13 protein-coding genes and 2 pseudogenes are annotated in these 19,803 nt (G+C 43.2%); 1 reads left to right on the top strand and 14 read right to left on the bottom strand.

Features of this window, described 5'->3' with window-relative positions; all coding sequences use genetic code 11:
• The first annotated feature begins 30 nt into the window (after positions 1–30).
• Complete coding sequence (locus AC1DU2_RS11650; protein ID WP_477384534.1) at positions 31–1,701, top strand: alpha-amylase family protein; 1,671 nt, start codon at positions 31–33, stop codon at positions 1,699–1,701.
• Between the two features lie 73 nt (positions 1,702–1,774).
• On the opposite strand, the gene AC1DU2_RS11645 is transcribed toward AC1DU2_RS11650, so the two are convergent.
• The 14 genes and pseudogenes from AC1DU2_RS11645 to AC1DU2_RS11580 all read right to left on the bottom strand — a co-directional run bounded on the left by AC1DU2_RS11645 (position 1,775) and on the right by AC1DU2_RS11580 (position 19,783).
• Complete coding sequence (locus AC1DU2_RS11645; RefSeq protein ID WP_477359633.1) at positions 1,775–2,113, bottom strand: response regulator; 339 nt, start codon at positions 2,111–2,113, stop codon at positions 1,775–1,777.
• A gap of 102 nt (positions 2,114–2,215) precedes the next feature.
• Positions 2,216–2,833: pseudogene (locus AC1DU2_RS11640) on the bottom strand (sensor histidine kinase); the annotation flags it as partial.
• A 72-nt stretch (positions 2,834–2,905) separates the two neighbouring features.
• Positions 2,906–4,756, bottom strand: a pseudogene (locus tag AC1DU2_RS11635) (PAS domain-containing protein); the annotation flags it as partial.
• A gap of 281 nt (positions 4,757–5,037) precedes the next feature.
• Positions 5,038–5,820, bottom strand: a complete 783-nt coding sequence (locus tag AC1DU2_RS11630; protein ID WP_477384532.1) for an NIPSNAP family protein — start codon at positions 5,818–5,820, stop codon at positions 5,038–5,040.
• A 36-nt stretch (positions 5,821–5,856) separates the two neighbouring features.
• Entirely contained in the window at positions 5,857–10,059 is a 4,203-nt protein-coding gene (locus AC1DU2_RS11625) for a hybrid sensor histidine kinase/response regulator (protein ID WP_477384530.1), read from the bottom strand.
• Between the two features lie 278 nt (positions 10,060–10,337).
• A complete protein-coding gene (locus tag AC1DU2_RS11620) occupies positions 10,338–11,108 on the bottom strand; it encodes a 3-keto-disaccharide hydrolase (protein ID WP_477359642.1) in 771 nt (256 codons plus the stop codon).
• Between the two features lie 15 nt (positions 11,109–11,123).
• Positions 11,124–11,999, bottom strand: a complete 876-nt coding sequence (locus AC1DU2_RS11615) for a sugar phosphate isomerase/epimerase family protein (RefSeq protein WP_477359645.1) — start codon at positions 11,997–11,999, stop codon at positions 11,124–11,126.
• Between the two features lie 50 nt (positions 12,000–12,049).
• Positions 12,050–12,940 (bottom strand): hydroxypyruvate isomerase family protein, encoded by an 891-nt coding sequence (locus AC1DU2_RS11610; protein ID WP_477384528.1) that lies wholly within the window; start codon positions 12,938–12,940, stop codon positions 12,050–12,052.
• A 164-nt stretch (positions 12,941–13,104) separates the two neighbouring features.
• Complete coding sequence (locus AC1DU2_RS11605; RefSeq protein ID WP_477359651.1) at positions 13,105–13,545, bottom strand: c-type cytochrome; 441 nt, start codon at positions 13,543–13,545, stop codon at positions 13,105–13,107.
• Positions 13,546–13,726: 181 nt separating this feature from the next.
• Positions 13,727–14,980 carry an MFS transporter gene (locus AC1DU2_RS11600; RefSeq protein WP_477359655.1) on the bottom strand — a complete coding sequence of 418 codons (1,254 nt, stop codon included), beginning with the start codon at positions 14,978–14,980 and terminating at the stop codon, positions 13,727–13,729.
• Between the two features lie 56 nt (positions 14,981–15,036).
• On the bottom strand, positions 15,037–16,089 hold the full coding sequence (locus AC1DU2_RS11595) for a sugar phosphate isomerase/epimerase family protein (protein ID WP_477384526.1): 1,053 nt from the start codon (positions 16,087–16,089) through the stop codon (positions 15,037–15,039).
• A 9-nt stretch (positions 16,090–16,098) separates the two neighbouring features.
• Complete coding sequence (locus AC1DU2_RS11590) at positions 16,099–17,250, bottom strand: Gfo/Idh/MocA family protein (protein WP_477384523.1); 1,152 nt, start codon at positions 17,248–17,250, stop codon at positions 16,099–16,101.
• 385 nt (positions 17,251–17,635) lie between these two features.
• On the bottom strand, positions 17,636–18,208 hold the full coding sequence (locus tag AC1DU2_RS11585; protein WP_477359664.1) for a gluconate 2-dehydrogenase subunit 3 family protein: 573 nt from the start codon (positions 18,206–18,208) through the stop codon (positions 17,636–17,638).
• Between the two features lie 144 nt (positions 18,209–18,352).
• A complete protein-coding gene (locus AC1DU2_RS11580; RefSeq protein WP_477384521.1) occupies positions 18,353–19,783 on the bottom strand; it encodes a Gfo/Idh/MocA family protein in 1,431 nt (476 codons plus the stop codon).
• Between the last annotated feature and the right edge of the window lie 20 nt (positions 19,784–19,803).

Raw genomic sequence — 19,803 nt, 5'->3', positions numbered from 1 at the left:
AATGTTGTACATCCAATTCAGAACATTATTATGCAAAGACGACATTTCCTGAAACTGACGGCAACTACCGGCGCCGCCGTATTGTTTAGCCGCCTAACTTATGCTACATCAGCCCAAACAACAACTATGAATGCACCTGACGAGGTTTGGGCGCAATCCGGTGAAGAATGGGTTAAGCTAAAAGGCATCAACGGTACAAAATTCACTTATAAGGATATCGAGGTAATCATTAAAACCAACGGCAATGCTAAAGCCATCTACGTACAGTCGCCAACACAACAGTTAAACGCCGTTAGGTTGCGCTGGAAACATAATACGCCATCATCGGCAAAATACCTTGGCGACCATTGGGAACGCTCCTATGGCGACTTAAAATGGAAATCTGGCTTTGACGGAAGTAAAAGCCCATGGTATATATTAATAAATGACGGGAAACAAACTGCCTGCTTTGGTGTAAAAACCGGTGCGGGCAGTATTTGCTGGTGGGGATTGGACCAAAACGACCTTGACCTTAACCTGGATACACACTCGGGCGGCAATGGTGTATTGCTGGGTAACAGAACCCTGCATGCGGCTGATATTGTAACCACACACAGCAAACCGGGCGAAAACGCTTTTCATACCGATCATCGCTTTTGTGGTATGATGTGCGAAAAACCGCGACTACCCAAACAACCTATTTATGGCATCAACGATTGGTATTTTGCCTATGGCAACAACAATTTCGACCTGATAAAACAAACCACCGCCATGATGAGCGAGCTGGTTACCGATACCAATAACAAACCATTTTCGGTAATTGACGCGGGCTGGGCAACATACTCGCCCCTATTGCCGGGAGATGGCGGCTGGAACGATGATTTTAGCAAGCCAAACGATAAATTTAAGGACATGCACCTGTTAGGTGACGAGATTAAGAAACTGGGCATGCGTCCGGGTTTATGGATGCGTCCGTTATGTGCCCGCCATGATGAAAAGACGAGCTTGCTTGCACCAAAAATTCCCGGCCGGGACGATCCTAAAAACCCTACGCTCGACCCTACCATCCCCGAAAACCGGGAGCGTATTAAGCGCAATTTTACCTTTTACAAGCAATGGGGATACGAGATGGTTAAACACGACTTTACCACTTACGATATCACAGGCCGTTGGGGGTTTGACATGAAAGACAGCATTACGGCGCCCAACTGGAATTATCACGACCGGAGTAAAACTACAGCCGAAATCATTCTTGATTTGTACCGCGATATTCGCGAAGCAGCAGGCGATGGAATATATGTAATAGGCTGTAACACCATGAGCCATTTAAGCGCGGGCATTTTCGAGATGTGCCGCATAGGCGATGACACCAGCGGTAACGAATGGGAGCGCACTCGCAAAATGGGCGTAAACACACTTGCTTTCCGCCTGCCGCAGCACAATAAATTCTATGCTGTAGATGGTGATTGCGTAGGTATAACTACTAAAATAGCATGGGGCCGCAATAAGCAATGGCTGGAATTATTGGCCGGTAGTGGTGCGCCCCTATTTGTATCCGGCCAACCCGAAGCTATGGGCGCCGAACAAAAGGCTGCCGTTAAAAAGGCTTTTGCCAGTGCAGCCAAAGTGCTCCCATTGGGTGAACCTATAGATTGGATGGAAACGATGCTACCTCAAAAATGGAAACTCGACGGAAAAGTGGTAGATTTTGATTGGGCTTAACCAATAATATTGCAGATACCTGTATCCTCTGTTAATAGTACGATGTACCGCCTGTTAATAGAGGATTTTTTACTTATAACAATCGTTTTATTTTTCCCAAAAGGTCATCAATTTCAAAGGGTTTGGCCAGGAAATCATCGGCACCTGCTTCGTACGCAGAACGTTCGATATCGCGGCTGGCAGATATCATAATAATGGGAATTGCCCTGGTATCCAACCGGTGTTTAAGTTCGCGGCAAATATCGCGGCCATCTGAGCCAGACATCCATATATCAAGCAAAAGTAAGTCTGGAAATTCTGTTTTCATATCCAACACCGTAGCACCATTAACGGTCGACGAAACCTCGTATCCTTCAAAATCCAGTATAATCTCTACCGCGTCCACAATCGCCGGATCATCGTCCGCTATCATGATTTTTTTTAAATTTCCCACTTATACAATTTTCACAGCAAAAATCAAGCCTACGTTAGCAGTTTTAGGAATATTTCTTATTAAATTTCACTTACAATCATTTTAACTTTTTTGCACCGGAAGGGCAAAATAAAAAGTAGAGCCTTTACCCTCTGCACTATTAACCCAAATACGACCACCCTCACGTTTTATAATTTCTGAAGATATGTATAAACCAAGTCCCAAACCGGGGAAAGTATGCTGTTTTACGCCGCTAACGCGATAAAATTGCTCAAAAACCCGCTCTTGTTTTTCTTTGGAGATACCAATGCCAAAATCCTGTACGCCCACTAACACCTCGTCATTTTCTTTTCGTGTACTAATAATAATTTCCTTAGTGTGAGGCGAGTATTTGATAGCATTGGTAATTAAATTGACCAATACCTGGCTTACCCTTTCACGATCGGCATACACTTTTCCTGTTTGCTGCATATCTTCAATAAGTGTATGTTTTTGTGTAGTGCGTTGTAAATCCTCTACAACTTCGGCTATCAATTGATTAAAATCAAACCAGGTATAGTTAAATTGCAGCCTGCCCGAGTTTATTTTGGTAACATCAAGCAAATCGGCAATAAGGCTGGTGAGACGGTTTAACTGGGCGTCCATTTTACCAATCATCGCGGCTTCACGCGTATCACCTTTTTGAGTCAGCATGCGCTCAAGCACCTGCGTATAAGCTTTAATACTGGTTACCGGCGTTTTGAGTTCATGACTGGCAATGCCAATAAATTCGTCTTTTTGCTGTTGCAGCAGTTTTTGCTCAGTAATGTCAAAAGTAACCCCTACCATAATTGTAGCACGGCCAACTTCGTCATACCTGGCCTTGCCCGATGCATTTATCCAATGAGTTGATCCATCGGGCCATTGCACCTGGTATTCTATATTGTATACACTGTGATTTGTAATGGCATCATCCATCTTTTGTTTAACGCCATCGCGGTATTGAGGCAGAATTAAAGTAATAAGATCTTCAAACTCAAACTCAGCTTCGTTATTCAAACCATAATTGGCTTTAAATTGTGCTGTGCAGGTCATTAAACCTGTATCTATAACCAGTTCATATGACCCCAACCTACCAGCTTCCAAAGCAATCTCCAGGCGCTGGTTAATTTTCAACAACTCCTCGCTATATTCTTTTTCCTGGGTTACATCAAGCACTGTACCCAGCAAACGCACTGGCTTGTTATCTTCATCAAAATAAACCTTGCCTTCCGTTTGAATCCAGCGAACGCTGCCGTCATCCCAAATTAGCCTGCTTTCATAATACAGGTGGCCTGTTTTTAAGGCTTCTTCAAATGCCTTGAGCCTTACGTGTTGATCATCTGCTTTAAGCTTTCTCAAATAATCCTCATGCTCAGGAACTCCTTGCAACCCAAATATCGCATTAAGGCGATCCGACCCTATAATTTGCTTTGTGACCAGGTTATAGTCAAAACTGCCCATCTCGGCCGCATCAAGGGCAAGCCGGGCCCGCTCCTCGGCGTCTTCAATCTTACGCTTGGCAATTACCTGTTCTGTAACTTCCGAAGCCACACCAATTACACCAGTTATACCGTTGTTATCGCGCAATGGCTCATAAACAAAATTAATGTAGGTTACCTCAACCTTTCCATTACGCGGCAGCATTACCAGGTGTTCCCGGGCCTCAAATCTTTCGCCCGTGAGGTATACGTTTTCCAATAGTATTTCTAAACCTTGTCCCTGCGCTTCTGGCAGACTCTCAAATATAGGCTTCCCCATAATTTGGTCGCGTCCCCTGCCCCAAAGCTGGTACATGGGCTCGTTTGCTACCTCAACAACAAAATGCGGCCCTTTAAATACGGCTATTGCTACCGGCGCCTGCAATATCAAAGCCCGAAATTGCTGCTCGCTTCGTGTAAGTTCTATCCGGGCCACTACCTCTTCCGTTATATCCTGCAGCGTGCCGTTTAAGCGTACGGCCGTACCATTTTCATCAAAAAGTGCTTTTCCTTTGGCCCTTACTATCCGTTCTGTTTTTGTTTCGGGGTGGATAATGGTATATTCTGTATCATATTTGCCGCCTGACGATGGTTGCAAAGCTTCCTCAATAGCGCTTGCTACTCTGTAGCGGTCTTTATCGGCTATTACCTTCAAGGCCAGGGATAGGTCTATTTCAGCTTCGGGCTTAATGCCAAACCAGCTTTTAAGCCGGTTATTGCCTATAAACTTATTGTTATATGGGTTAAGGTCCCAGGTACCTAATTCGGCTGCATCTATTGCAAACTCCAATTCCTGTTTGCTTTCGCGAATCTGGTTTAGGCCAAGCACCTTTTCGGTTGTTTCGGTACATGCTACTATAATGCCGCCCGGATTACCGGTTTCATCTAAAACAGGGCTGTAGCTAAATGTCCAATAAATATCTTCGGTGGTACCGTTACGGTAAAACGGTATCAATTGATCTTCATGCCAGGTTGCCCCGCCGCCCGATAATACCTGCTGAATAAGCGGTTCGAGAACATGCCATATATCAGACCAGAATACTTTTGCAGGCTGACCTAAAAATTGTGGATGTTTGCCATTTACACCTAAACTGGGGCGATAGGCATCATTATAAAAACAAACAAGCTCCGACCCCCAGTACATAAACATCGGGAACCGGGAATTTAAAACTATACCAATGGTTGTTAGCAGGCTAACCGGCCATTTATCAGGCGTGCCTATGGATGTTTGCGACCAATCATGCTCCCTGATCAGGGTAGCCATTTCGCCACTGCCTTCTAAAAATTTGTAATTATGGTGTAGCATCAACCGGAATTGCTGTAAATTTTTACCAACAACTAATATAATTTTTATAACAAAAAATATATTTGCAATTAAATTCCATTTACAACCATATAGTGCACCTTTTGTTTGCCGGATGGGTATTAATAATCTGAGTAGTCCGTCGGAAAAAGAAAGAAAATATCGGCTTTCGATACATTGTGCTGGTACTCGGCTTTTGCCGAAAGGGTTTTCCAATACGCATCGCTACCAAACGCCGCCCAGTGCTTTTCTCTTTCTTCTTTATTTTCAAAAGTAGTCATGTACATCAGGTTGGGCATATGCGAGCCCGATACTACCTCCGAGTAAAAAACCGCGTTAAAACCAAGGCGTTTAAACAGCCCGATTTCGTCGCCGTCATTAAACATTCGTACTTTATTGTAGTTATATTTTTCTGTAGGACTTTCATAGCTTCTGAGTTCGTAAACCCTGTCTGCTTTATTACCTGTAAGCAGGGGAACAGAGGGCGCCGGCATACCGGGGAACGCGTGCAGTATCATAATTTCGATACGTGAATAAGGGGCATCTTTATAATCGGCGTTCATGTACTCCTCGCCATCGGTAAAATATTGGGTATCGCCCTGTAATTTTTTATCAATACCTGTAAGTTTATCTAAACTGGTAAACGGAGTGTAAACATAAATACGCCTATCCGCAGTGTCCTGTTTTACGGGTTTAAATACACCAACATTGGGTATACCTGCCCTGTGCAGCGCCGGCAAATAAGCATCCTTTAAATAATGCTCAATTTTAGCCTCCTGATCCACTGTTTTATAGTGGTAAACTTTAAGCTCATAATAATACCTTTTTGGAGAGGCAGATAAGCTAAAAGCCAAAAGCAGGAAGCCAAAAGCCAAGGTAAGTGTACGGGTAAGTTGTGTTTTCATGAATACTTAAAATTTCGTAAATATAGATTCAAACTTTTAATTTCCGGGCATTTTATTAATGTATTTACCCCATTTTTCCAGCATATCCATAATATCCAAAAGCTTCATAGGTTTGCTCAAATAATCATCCATACCTGCCTCAAGGCAGGCAGCCCTGTCTTCGGGCAGTGCATTTGCCGTCATGGCTATAATAAGTGGTTGTGTGGCCATATTCTGCCGTATGAAGCGGGTGGTCTCAAGCCCATCCATGCCGGGCATTTGCACATCCATCAGTATCACATCATAATCTTTAGCCATTAACGCGTTAACTGCCTCATGTCCATTCTCGGCCAGGTCCGGGGTAAATCCCATTTTTGTTAAAATATGGATTGCCAGCCGTTGGTTAATAACATTATCCTCGGCAATTAAAATACGCATGGGGTACCGCTTTGCAAACTCTTCCGAAAACTGGGAGTGGGTAAGTTGTGCATCTTTTTTTTGAGGCGTAAGCTTCTTTAATTGTTCTGTAGCCAATTTGTGCAGCACATGGTGTTTTACGGGTTTGGTCAATACGGCGTCAAATAGGTTTGCTTCGTTTTTATGATGCTCGCCACCTACCGAGCTTACCAGGATTACGGGTAAGGCCGACCATTGCTTTTTAATTTCTTTTGCTACCTGTGCACCATCCATGCCCGGCATCTTCATATCTGTTATTACCAGGTCGACAGCGGCAGCATGCGTCAATAGTTTAATAGCTTCGGCACCCGATGATGCCATCACTGGCTCATATTTCCATTGGCGCAGCAGCGTTTCCATAATCTCGCGATTGGTTAAATTATCATCAATAACCATGATGCGCTTATTCTCCAGTTCGGCAAGATTCTGGTACACATAATTGCGTTTGGCCTTGTTACCTATTTTTGTTTTAATGCTGAAGGCAAAGGTTGTGCCTATACCAACCTCGCTTTTTACAGTGATCTCGCCACCCATTATTTTAACAAGCTTTTCGCTAATGGCCAGCCCCAGTCCCGAACCGCCATATTTTCGGGTGGTGCTTGAATCAACCTGGGAAAAGGCTTTAAACAGGCGCTCCATCTTATCCTCGGGAATACCGATACCCGTATCGCGTACTTTAAACAGCAATTCTAGTACGTCGTCCTGGTTACTTTTAACTGATACGCTGATGAATACTTCGCCCTGCGTGGTGAATTTAATAGCGTTACCCACCAGGTTTATCAATATCTGCCGCAAGCGTAACGAATCGGAAACTATTTGAGCCGGTACATCGTGCTGCACCTGGTATACCAGATCGAGATTCGAGCGCGATGATTTCTCGGCAAAAACGTCCAATACGCTTTCTATACATTCGCGCAAATCAAAATCTTCCTCCTCAATTTCCATGTTTCCGGATTCGATTTTAGAAAAATCCAGGATGTCGTTAATCACCGTCAACAGGGCATCGCCGCTTGTTTTTATTGTTTCGGTATATTCTTCCTGCTCTGGAGTAAGGCTCGTGCTGGCCAGCAGCGATGCCATGCCAATTACGCCATTCATAGGCGTACGGATTTCATGGCTCATAGTAGCCAGAAAAACGCTTTTTGCCTTGTTGGCAGCTTCAGCATCCTCTTTTGCTTTTTCGGCCTCCTCGCGGGCCTTTTCGGCGGCCTCGCGCGAAATCCGTTCGTCGATGGTCATTTTGGTCAGGCTATCGGTGCGCTCCTCAACCAAACGTTCCAATACCACTTTTTGCTTTTTTTCGAGCATAATACGATACCTGAAAAAAACATCAGCCAGGCCGATGATACCTAAAAGTCCCAGTAGCTTAAACCACCAGGTTAACCAGAAAGGGGGCACTATGGTAATCTGCAAACCAAGTGTAACCGGCGACCAGTTACCCGCAGTGTTTTTGTATTTTAATTTAAACTGATAGTGCCCGGGAGGTAAATTGGTATATGAGGCTGTATTGCGGCTACCCACGTTATTCCATTCCTTATCAAAATTTTCCAGGATATAACTGTAGTGGTTTTTATCAGCCGATGCATAATCAAGCGCAGCATAACGCATAGTTATTACCGACTGACGATAGGATAATATAATGGATTTAGTATCCACAATTTCCTGCTTAAGCGGCGACGGATCCTGGGCATTACGCGCTATCGTCAACGATTTATTAAACAGCTGAAAATCGGTAATTACGAGGGGCGAAAAGCCCGCGGGCTTTAAAATTTGCCCTGGCTTAAATCCGTTAAACCCGTTAATGCCGCCAAAGTATAATTTACCATCGTTGGTTTGCAATGCCGAATGCGATTTAAACTCATCTTCCTGCAACCCATCCTCCACAGTATAATTTTTAAAGGTGCGTTTTACAGGGTCAAAATTAGAAAGGCCATTGTTGGTACTCACCCACAGCGTCCCTTTTTTATCCTCCCTCACCGCATAAATAATATCGCTGGGCAGGCCATCTTTGGTATTGAAAACGGTAAAGCGCCCGGTTACAGGGTCAAAAAGGTCTAAGCCTAACAGGGTGCTTATCCATAGCCGCCCCTTGCTATCTTCAAAAATATCCGGGACACCGTTATTGCTGATGCTGTTTGTTTTTTCATCGTGTATAAACCGCGTGAAGGAGTTTGTTGCAGGGTTATATTTATTCAGGCCGCCATCAAAGGTACCAATCCAGAGGTTTCCTTTGCTGTCTTCAAATAGCGAGTATATCCGGTCGCTGCTCACGCTACCGGCATCATGGGCGTCAAACCTAAAGGTTTTAAACAATTTCGTTTTGCTGTCAAACCTGTTAAGCCCGCCATTATAGGTACCTATCCAGGCATTGCCGTCGCGGGTATGTATTAGCGCGTATATATTGTTATTGCTTAAGCTATTGGGGTTAGCAGGATCATTTAAATAATGCCTGAACTTCCCTGTGCCTTTATTAAAAACAGAAATGCCCCCCGACCATGTGCCTATCCAATAGTCGCCCTGGTGGTCCTGGTTGATGGTGAGCACATAATTGGCCGAAATACTATTTTCATCGCCGGGTTGCTTGATGTATTGTTTTACGCTGCCATTTTTGTTAAAAACGGTGCTCCCCCCGCCATCGCTGCCTACCCAAAGATTTTTATCATTATCCTCATAAAGCGACAGCACAAAATTATTTGACAAACTCGCCGGCGATGCTGTGTGGCGGTAATGATCAAAGCTTTGTGTACTGCGCTTAAACAAGTTAACACCTCCGCTAAAAGCGCCAAGCCACATATTGCCTAATCTATCACGGCAGATGCTGTAAATGGTATTGCCATTGATGCTGTTTTTATCAATATCATCATGAGCGTGGGTGTTGATTGCCCCCGTTTGAAAGTTGAAGATGCTAAGCCCCGCATTTTCAGATCCTACCCAAAGGTTGTTGTTCAAATCCATCCCGATGCTCAGGATTGTATTGCCGGCTATTGTACCAGCCTGTTTATCGCTATGCAGATAGTGCTTAAACGTACCTCTATCGCTGTCAAATAAATTAAGACCGGCATCCATAGTACCTACCCAAATTCTTTGGCTATTATCTTCAAAAATAGCGGTGACGTTATTTTGGGAAATCGAAGTGTTATCCGTATCTGAATGCCGGTATGATTTGAACGAATTACGCTTTCTATCAAACAGGTTTAATCCCCCGGCTGATGTAGCTACCCAAAGTTTGTGTTTTGAATCTTCCAGTACAATAGTCACATTATCATTACTCAATGATGTGCTATCGGTTTCTGAATGGCGATAATGTGTAAATTTATTTTTTTTAATATCGAAGAAGTCGAGGCCCCCCTTTTGCATCCCTATCCACAAATTGCCTTCATGATCAATGGCCAGGTCATTTATAGTATTATATGATAAGCTGTTAACATTTTTATTATCGTGCTGATAACGTGAAAACCGCCCGGATTTGAAATCGTACTTATTTAACCCGATAGAAGTGCCTATCCAAAGATTGCCTTGTTTATCCTCAACCACATCGGTTACAACATTACTGCTTAAGCTGTTGTTATCGATGGCGCTGTATTTGTAATTTATAAAGCTGTAGCCATCGTAACGGTTAAGGCCATCGCGTGTACCTATCCACATAAAACCGCGACTATCCTGCATAATACAACTCACGTTAACCTGCGACAAGCCCTCGCGGGTTCCAAAGTGCTCAAATTTAAGATTGACCTGCTGCGAAAAACTTTTTAAGACAAAAAGCTGCAGCAGTACACTTAAAAATAAATACTTGTAAATATTCAAATCGATAGCGTATTGATAATTAATTGGTTAGATTAAATCAATTAAGGTGAGGGGGCCCCATAACTGGTTTTGGCGTTTTATTTAGATACTAATAAGTCAGTATGGAATAAAAAGTTCAATATAAGTATTTTTATGAGAATAAAGCGGAGAGATTTTTACCGAGGCCTTGAATGGTAAAATGACTTTTTGCGTGGAAGCATTTTGTGCGCGATTATAAACTTAAAAAGCCCATCCAAATAAATCTGGATGAGCTTTTTAAATAATAAAATATCAGTTACTTATAACTCTCTTACCCAGATATTGCGGAAACTAAGTGGCTCGCTTTTATCGCCATGAGCTTGCAGCTTTATTGGCGACGCGCCATGGGCTTTACCTTCGTAAGATGGCTTGCCAATGTATTGGGTTGGGCCAAGTAATTCAAAGTTATTTTCAACAAGTACGCCGTTAAAGAAAACAGTTGCCCTTGCGGCAGATTTTAGTGTACCATCCTGGTTAAATACAGGGGCTGTCCAAACAACGTCATACACGTTCCACTCACCCGGTTTGCGGCCTGGGTTTGCCAGTGGGATCACCTGTTTGTACAAGCTGCCTGCCATGCCGTTTACATAGGTTTTGTTGTTGTATGAATCTAAAACCTGTAATTCGTAACCGGCATCGCCTTTACCTAATGAAGCTAAAAACACGCCGCTATTGCCGCGGGCCTGGCCGCTGCCGGTAATGCTTGCAGGCACACGCCACTCAATATGTAATTGATAATTAGTAAATTTTTTCTTGGTTTCGATATTACCGGTGGCTTTGTTCACCGTAAGGATATCGCCTTTTACTGTCCATTTAGCGGGTGTTTGGGTTTCTACATCTACCCATTCATCAAGGCCTTTGCCATCAAATAAAATAACGGCATCAGATGGTGCATCGCCTAAAACTTTGCCAGGTACTACGGCTTTTGGAATTGGTTCCCAAATTTCGGTATCCTCGGGTTTAGCATTTTGCGCGTTGGCCATAAAAAAACTTCCAGCTAAAATGGTTGTTAATATTATTGAATATCTCATGTTATAATTGGTTTATTATATGTGAAGCGTGTTTTTCAGGTAGGCAGCGCTTTGGGCAATGCTTACATAAGGATCAATATTGGTGTAGTTTTCCTGCTCAACAATAAAGTGTTTTACACCGCCCTGTTTTGCTTTGCTCAATATTTTTACAAAATCAATATCGCCCGTACCTATTTCTGTATTCAGGTTGCCATTGGTTTTATCCCTGTCTTTAATGTGCACAAAAGTAAAACGTCCGGGATGTTTCTCAAAAATGGCCAAAGGATCCTGCCCTGCACGTACCACCCAGTATAAATCCATTTCCATGTTAACCAGTTTGGGGTCGGTATTGTTTAGTACTACATCGTAAAATGTGGTATCGCCAACAGGTGCCCATTCAAAGTTATGGTTGTGGTAACCTAATTTTAAACCCGAAGCCTTGCATATCTCGGCGGCTTTATTCATTTTTTCGGCCACGCCTTTGCAGTCGTCAACCGTTTTTATGAAATTATGGTTTAATGAGGGTACTATGATATAAGTTTGACCAATGGTGTTGGCCACTTCCATATACATTTTTAAATCGTCGGTTTTTCCTTCGCCAAAAAACGAATCTAAACCGTAGTGACCGCTTGGGCTGCTCAGTCCGTTATCTTTTAATAGCGTTCCAAAATCTTTGCTTGGCAGTCCCCAATAGCCTTTTTCCTTGTTGTATCCAAAGGTTTCAACTTCTTTGTAACCAGCTTTGGCCACTTTACCTATAACACCTTTTACATCGGCAGGTAACTCGTTGCGCAGGCTATATAATTGCAGTCCTGCACCATTCTTCTCTTTTGCCGATAATAAAGACGGCGCTAACATTGCACCTGCCGAAAGTAGACCGGCCTGTGCTAAAAATGTTCTTCTGGTTGTCATGTATTTCTGTTTGGTTAATGTACAGTTGGAGTGTGTTTACACCATAAGGTTTAAACGTCGCAAATGTGTACCGCTTTACGCAGTGAAGCCACCTTGTCTTTTTGTTTCGGAATAAATTCCTGCGCAACAAAACCTTTATGGCCGGTTTCTACAATAGCTTTCATTATTGCAGGGTAGTAAAGTTCCTGTGTTTCGTCAATCTCGTTACGGCCGGGTACGCCGCCGGTATGGTAATGATTGATATATGGATGGTATTGACGGATGTTACGAATAACATCGCCTTCATCAATTTGCATGTGGTAAATATCAAACAACAATTTAAAATGCTCTGATCCCAACCTCTTGGCAAGTTCGGCACCCCACTCTACCCTATCGCATTGGTAATCTTTGTGGTCAATTTTGCTATTAAGCAGTTCCATCACAAGCACAATATTATGCTTTTCGGCCAGCTCAACCATTGGTTTCAAACCCTCAACACAATTATTCCAACCTGTTTCATTGTCTTTTCCGCGACGGCTGCCACTAAAACAAATCAGGTTTTTATAACCGGCAGCAGCAACCTTGGGTATCATTTCGCTGTAGTTTTTATGCAGCTGGGCATGAAATTGCGTATCGCCAAAACCATCGGTCAGGTTAATTTCGGCACCATTACACATGGACGAGTACAGGCCATACTTTTGAAGTGTAGGCCAGTCTGCCGGGCCAACCAGGTCGATGCCCTTTATGCCAATATCTTTGGCGGCGGCGCAAAGTTGTTCAACTGTCATGTCGCCATAGCACCAGCGGCATACGGCGTGGTTAATATTACCTTTTAACGCAGTATCAACTCCCATTTCTTTTTCTCCGGGTTTAAATGACGATAACATACCGGCCGCGGTAATGGCGGCTGTACCGGTAACTATATTTTTTATAGCCGACCGCCTGTTTTGATTTGATTCCATGGTTGTATATCGGTTTGTTCCAGGAAGTATTAATCCCGGATTATAATTGGTTACGCGCGGTTAATAATTTATAAAACAGAACAAAAGCAACCGGCAATTGCTTGCCGGTTTATTAAATGATCAGCCTGATTTTTAAAACTTATTGCCCCGATAAATTATCCGGGTTATTTTTTTTGTGCAAGAATATATTTTACTATTTCTTTTGCATCGCTTTCGGCAAGTGCGGCATGCGGCGTCATGGCCATTGTACCCCAGTTACCGCTACCTCCGGAAATTACTTTTTTGGCCAGCATATCAATGTTGGCTTCAGAAGCATCATATTTTTTTGCGATATCCTGGAAGGATGGGCCAATAACTTTTGTGTCAACTTTATGACAAGTTCCGCAATCATTAGCTGCTAACAGTTTCTCGCCTGCGCTTGAGCCTGCCGAGCCACCTGCACCTTCGGTACCGGTTTTTGTAGCATTGGTATCAGCGTCAGAATTAGTTGCCTTAGCAGTTTGATTTGCAGCAGCGGTGCTATCGCTACCACCTTTACTTGCCGAATTGCCACCACAGGCAGATACTACCGCACAGATACCAAGAATAAAAAAAGCCTTTTTCATTGAGTTAGTTTGTTTTTTTAGGGTAACGGGGTTTTAACCCCATTGATTTTGTTTTTTAATTAAATATAAAGCATCAACACCGGGTAGGTTTTACCTATAATTTTGATGCTTTATACTGTTTTTAATTTTATTTATTAATTGTGCCGAAAAATACAATTTTTATCCTAAAAAATATGGTTTGTTAAACAGTTACCTGGCTTAAAGGAGCTGTTTTTTTCTTTGTACGCATATAAAACACCAAACCGGTAAAGGCTACAATTAAAACCAGGGGTATGGCAAGCGTAAAATGTAACACATCGGGCCCGGCAAGGCTTTTTGCAGTTTCCAGCGCCTTTGCAGGATCGGTACCGGCGGGCAATGCGGCCATTTTTGAAGCTACGATATTATCATAGTATTTACCCATGATTATAGTCCAGATAGAAACCGCGAACATTCCGGCCCCACCCATAAGATTTAAACCAAGCGCACCTGATTTTGGAATGTTTTCTGAAACAAAACCCAGCATTGTTGGCCAAAAGAAACAAACTCCCATACCAAATATAATTGCCGCCAGGAATATGATATCCCCCGTCATAGTGCTCAACATAAAAAGACCGATTGATGCTACTATTGTCGACATCAGGATTACTACCTGGGGCGAGAATAACTTTAGCACCGGCTTAGCAAAAGCCCGACCCAATACCATTACACCTGTTTCTAAAGTCAGCAAAAGCAATGCATTGTCGGTTACGTTTTTCAATAATACATCAATCCATTGCCCTGTAAACAACTCGGTTATTGCTGTACCAAACATGCAGATAAACATAAAAATAAACAGCGGCGATGCCACAGCTTTGTACATACCGGCTGTTGAAACACCTGATGCAACCCGTTCTGTTACCGGGAAATCGAGTTTTGAAAACAAGTATCCGTAAATAGCTGTAGGTATAAGCATTACACCTACCTGCACCTGCCAATTGAGGCCGATAAGCTTAAACAGCGTAACTATTAATGTACCTATTACGATACCACCTGGAAACCATAAGTGAAAGTGGCTGAGCTTAGTTGTTTTGTTTTCGGTATATAACGAGGTTACCAAAGGATTACAGGCAGCCTCAACAGTGCCATTGGCAATACCAATAACTAATGTAGAGAAAAATAGTGTCCAGTAACCAGTGGCAAAAATGGTAAGTAAAATACCGGCAAGGTGAAATATAAATGCCAGTAACAGCAAACGTTTCATACCAATGATATCTACCACAATACCTCCAATAACTACAGCAAGAGGAAAGCCCCAGAATGCAGTGGCTGTTATAGTTCCTAATTGCGAGGCATTGAGCGCGAATTTTGTTCCGAGTTCGCCAAGGATACCGGCACGGATACCGAATGATAGTGATGTTACCAACAGGGATAAGCAACTGGCCCTGAATAGTTGTGTGCGGTTAATGGTTTGCATTTAAATATATTAAGTTTAATTAATTGGTTAATTGGCTATTTCAAATGTACTGATTTTTATATTCCCAACGTCTTCCTGTTCAGCGCATCGTCGGTGCCTGATGCAGCAAAATCATCAAACGCGCGTTCGGTTACTCGAATGATATGATTTTTGATGAACTCTGCACCTTCACGGGCACCGTCTTCGGGATGTTTAAGCGCGCATTCCCATTCCAGCACGGCCCATCCGGGGAAATCGTATTGCGTCAGCTTACTAAATATCGCTTTAAAATCAACCTGGCCATCGCCCAACGAGCGGAAACGGCCTGCACGATCTACCCAGTTTTGGTAACCTCCATACACGCCTTGTCTACCCGTAGGGTTAAACTCGGCATCCTTGACGTGAAACATTTTTATACGTTCGTGATACAGGTCGATATATTCTAAATAATCCAGGCATTGTAAAACAAAATGTGATGGATCATACAATAAATTGGCTCGTTTGTGTCCTTTTACCTTATCTAAAAACATCTCGAACGTAATACCATCATGCAGGTCTTCGCCCGGATGTACTTCGTAACATAAATCGATGCCATTATCCTCGTAAACATCAAGAATAGGTGTCCAGCGTTTTGCTAATTCTTCAAAAGCGGTTTCTACAATACCGGCAGGGCGTTGCGGCCACGGGTATACCATAGGCCAAAGCAGCGCACCGCTGAAAGTAACAGATGCCTGCAAACCTAAATTTTTTGAAGCCTGCGCAGCATATTTAAGTTGCTGTACGGCCCATTTTTGCCTTTCAGCAGGATTTTTACGGTATTGCTCGGGAGCAAACCCATCAAACAGTTCGTCATAAACGGGGTTTACCGCTACCAGCTGCCCTTGCAGGTGGGTTGATAATTCAGTAATCTCCAATCCGTGGCTGTTTACTACACCTTTTACTTCCTCGGCATAAGTTTTGCTTTCGGCAGCCTTTTGCAGGTCAATGAAACGGGCATCCAGCGTTGGCAGTTGTACGCCTTTGTAGCCAAGCCCGGCTGCCCATTGGCAAATAGAATCAAGGCTGTTAAAAGGGGCATTGTCGCCTATAAATTGAGCTATAAATATTGCAGGTCCTTTAATGGTTTTCATAGTTTTTTGTTAGATCGTAAACTCAGTCCACTTTTTATCTGATTTGCCCGAAGCAATCACATTTTCGATGAATGCCATACCGCGTACACCTTCATCAATACCGGGATAATCCAGCTCTTCAGGAGTCGCTTCCCTGCCCTCCAAACCTGCTTTCACCGTTAAAGCAAAATTGCGGTACAAATTGGCAAAAGCTTCCAGGTAACCTTCCGGGTGGCCGGCCGGTGTGCGGGTGTTATGTTGCGCAAACGAGCTGGTGTACCCACCTCCTGTGCGCCATACTTCCATCGGTTTATCGGTATACATCAGGGTTAATGAGTTAGCATCGCTCTGGTGCCATTCAAGGCCGCCTTTTTCGCCGTAAACCCTAATCTTTACGTTATTTTCTTCACCGGCAGCAATCTGGGTAGCCGTAAGCACACCGCTTGCGCCGTTATCAAATTTTAATAGTGCTGCTCCGTCATCGTCAAGCTTGCGGCCCGGTACAACAACGTTAATATCGGCACATATTTTTGTTACCTGCAGCCCGGTTACGTATTCAGCAAGGTTAAAAGCATGAGTACCAATATCACCCATGGCACCGGCTATCCCGCTTTTACCAGGATCGGTACGCCATGAAGCTTGTTTGTTGTCGTCCCCTTCTAAAAAGCTGCTTAGCCACCCTTGCGGATACTCAACATAAATTTTTCGGATTGTGCCCAGTTTACCGGCTTTTATCAGTTGCCTGGCTTCCTTTACCATAGGATAGCCGGTGTAAGTATGTGTTAAGCAAAATAACTTGCCGCTTGATTTCACTACTTTTTCCAGTTCTTTAGCCTCGGCCAATGAAAATGTCATTGGCTTATCTAACACAACATGGAAGCCATTTTCCAATGCAGCTTTAGATGGATCAAAGTGTACATGGTTGGGCGTAACTATGCTAATTACCTGAACACGTTGGTCTTCAGGCAGTTGTTTTTCTTTTTCAATAAGTTCTGTATATGAACTGTAAACACGGTCTTCGGGCAAACCCAGCAAAACGCCGCTTGCTTTTGATTTTTCGGCATTGCTGCTAAATGCACCGCAAACAAGCTCGTATTCGCCATCAATGCGGGCGGCAATCCTGTGCACGGCGCCAATAAACGCACCTTGCCCGCCGCCAATCATTCCTAATCTTAGTTTCATTGTTTATGTTTTGTTGAGTTGGATTCAGTTGATTAAGGTAGTTTGAGTTGATTAATTAAATTAGAATACAATCGATTGAATGGGGTAAATTTGGTTAATTGAGTTGATTTTTCAAAACATTGCTGTTCATATATTTCCAACTTAGTAAACCATTTACTTAACTCAATCAATCCAACCTAATCAACTCAGTCCAACTTAATCAACCACAAACCAATTATCATTAAGTGAGTGGTTGATTGGGTTGATTAGGTTGGATTGTATTGATTGAGTTAGATTATGTTAGCCAGGTTGATAGGATTAAAACCCATTAACTCAATCAACCGTCGTCTTATTCAACTCAATCAACCACTCACCTAATCAACCCAATCAACTACAAACCAACCCCTTAGGTAGCCCAGGCTTTATCGCCTTTTTTGTATGGGAAATTACCATCGTATTTGCCTGGTACAGCTATGTAACGCAAAGCCTCGGTTGCACCAGGTTTTGAAGTAAAGAAACCTAACAAGGTTAATTCCTTCATCATCCTGAAATAATGGTTAGGGTCTTCAGGTTTTTTAGTTTTAGTGTAGGATTTTTGCTCGGCATCAAGTTCGGTAAGCAATTCTGTGCGTTGTTTGGCATCTGCTTCCATGAATTTTTTACCAAACTTTTTATCGCTTGCACTGTCAATATCAGAAATACCTTTTAAAAATATTTTCTGATCATCTGCTGTATAGCAATCGGTTACCATTACGCCCATAAACTTACCTATTTCGGCTGCTTTAGCGCCGGGAGAAGTTGTAGCCGGTAAAATGGTTTCACCAACCTCATCAAGGAAGGCAATAATTTCTGGTTTAGACAGGTCGGCTACGCCCGATGCGGATGTAGACGATTTACAGCCCGAAATGAAAAACTCGGCTCCTATAACCGCTCCTCCAAGTAACAAGCCCACCCTGCCAATTGCGTCTCTTCTATTCATTTTTTATGATTTATTGAATTATTGATTTATTGAATTATTGAGTTTTTAAATTACCGATTGAATTTATGAATTTTGATTATTAATTGATCAAAGTAACGCTTCCTTCAATCAGTAATTCAATAAATCAATAATTCAATAATTAAACTAAGCTTTCAGCTCAAAACCTTCGCGGTAATTGCGCTTAATGTATTGGTTAACCGGGTCAAAGTTTGTAACCTTCATAGCCTCGTTATCCCAAACCAGTTTTACACGGCCACCTTGTAATTCATGACCACGTACTGCAAGGTTTGCCATTAACAAAGCCTCGGTAAGCGGACCTGCCTTATCAAAAGATGAACTTAACTCTGTTTTACCATAACCGGCCAAACATCCCTCTACCCATTGTGCGTAGTGACCATTTGCCCCACCCTGTACACGTGCCCATTTCTGAGGTGCTTTTGCATCCTTGGTAAGCGCGGTCGGCAACAGCGTTGGCGCGTCGGAATAGGTACTTGCGTACATTTTTCCTTTTGTACCTATGAATAGTGTTCCGTTACCTTCTTCGCCGCCAAATTTTTCGCTTGGCAATAACTCTTCAGGTCTTTCGGGTTGTATACCACCGTCCATCCAGTGCAGTTTAACATCGCCCTTAGTTTTATCAGTTTTAGGGAATGTTAACGTAATGTGGCTTGACGGAGGGCAGCTTTCAGGGAAATGGCCTTCTTTAAACTCATCTACATACACACTGCCAACACTGGCCTGTACATCTTTTGCATACTGGATACCCAATACCCTGAAAGGAGCCTCAACAAGGTGGCAGCCCATATCGCCCAGGGCGCCTGTGCCGTAATCCCACCATCCGCGCCAGTTAAACGGCACCAATTTATCAACGTAATCTTTTTTAGGCGCAGTACCCAGCCACAGATCCCAATCCAATTCTTTTGGGATATTAGGATTGGCTGCCGGCCATTGAATACCTTGCGGCCATACGGGGCGGTTTGTCCAGCAGTAAACGGTATGTACATCGCCAATCAAATCGGCATCATACCATTCAGATAATAAACGGGTGCCATCATTTGATGATCCCTGGTTACCCATCTGGGTTACAACTTTATATTTTTTTGCAGCTTCGGTTAGTAAACGGGCTTCCCAAATATCATGTGTCATTGGCTTTTGCACGTAAACGTGTTTACCCATTTGCATGGCCTTATAAGTTATAATGGCATGATTATGATCCGGGGTGGATATTGATACAGCATCAAAGTGTTTGTGCTCCTTATCATACATCTCGCGCCAGTCTTTATAATACTTGGCTTTAGGGAAATCGGCGCGTGATCTTGCCGCACGCCTGTCATCTACATCGCAAAGGAAAGCAATCTCGGCTTTTCCGCTTTTGTAAAAATTGGCAATGTCGCTTTGGCCTTTACCGCCCGCACCAACGCCGGCTATCAAAAGCTTGTCGCTTGGCGCTATATAACCCTTTCCGCCCAATACAAAGCGCGGAACGATCATGAAGCTTGCGGCAGCTACGGTAGTAGATTTAATAAAATCCCGCCTCGATGGATTGGGAGTAACTTTCTCTTTTTCTTCAGACATAGGTATTGTATTATGATGTT

This window comes from Mucilaginibacter sp. P4_C11 (assembly GCF_056402115.1).
Note: the sequence above shows the minus strand (reverse complement) of the source record. Positions and strands in the feature narration are given on the sequence as shown.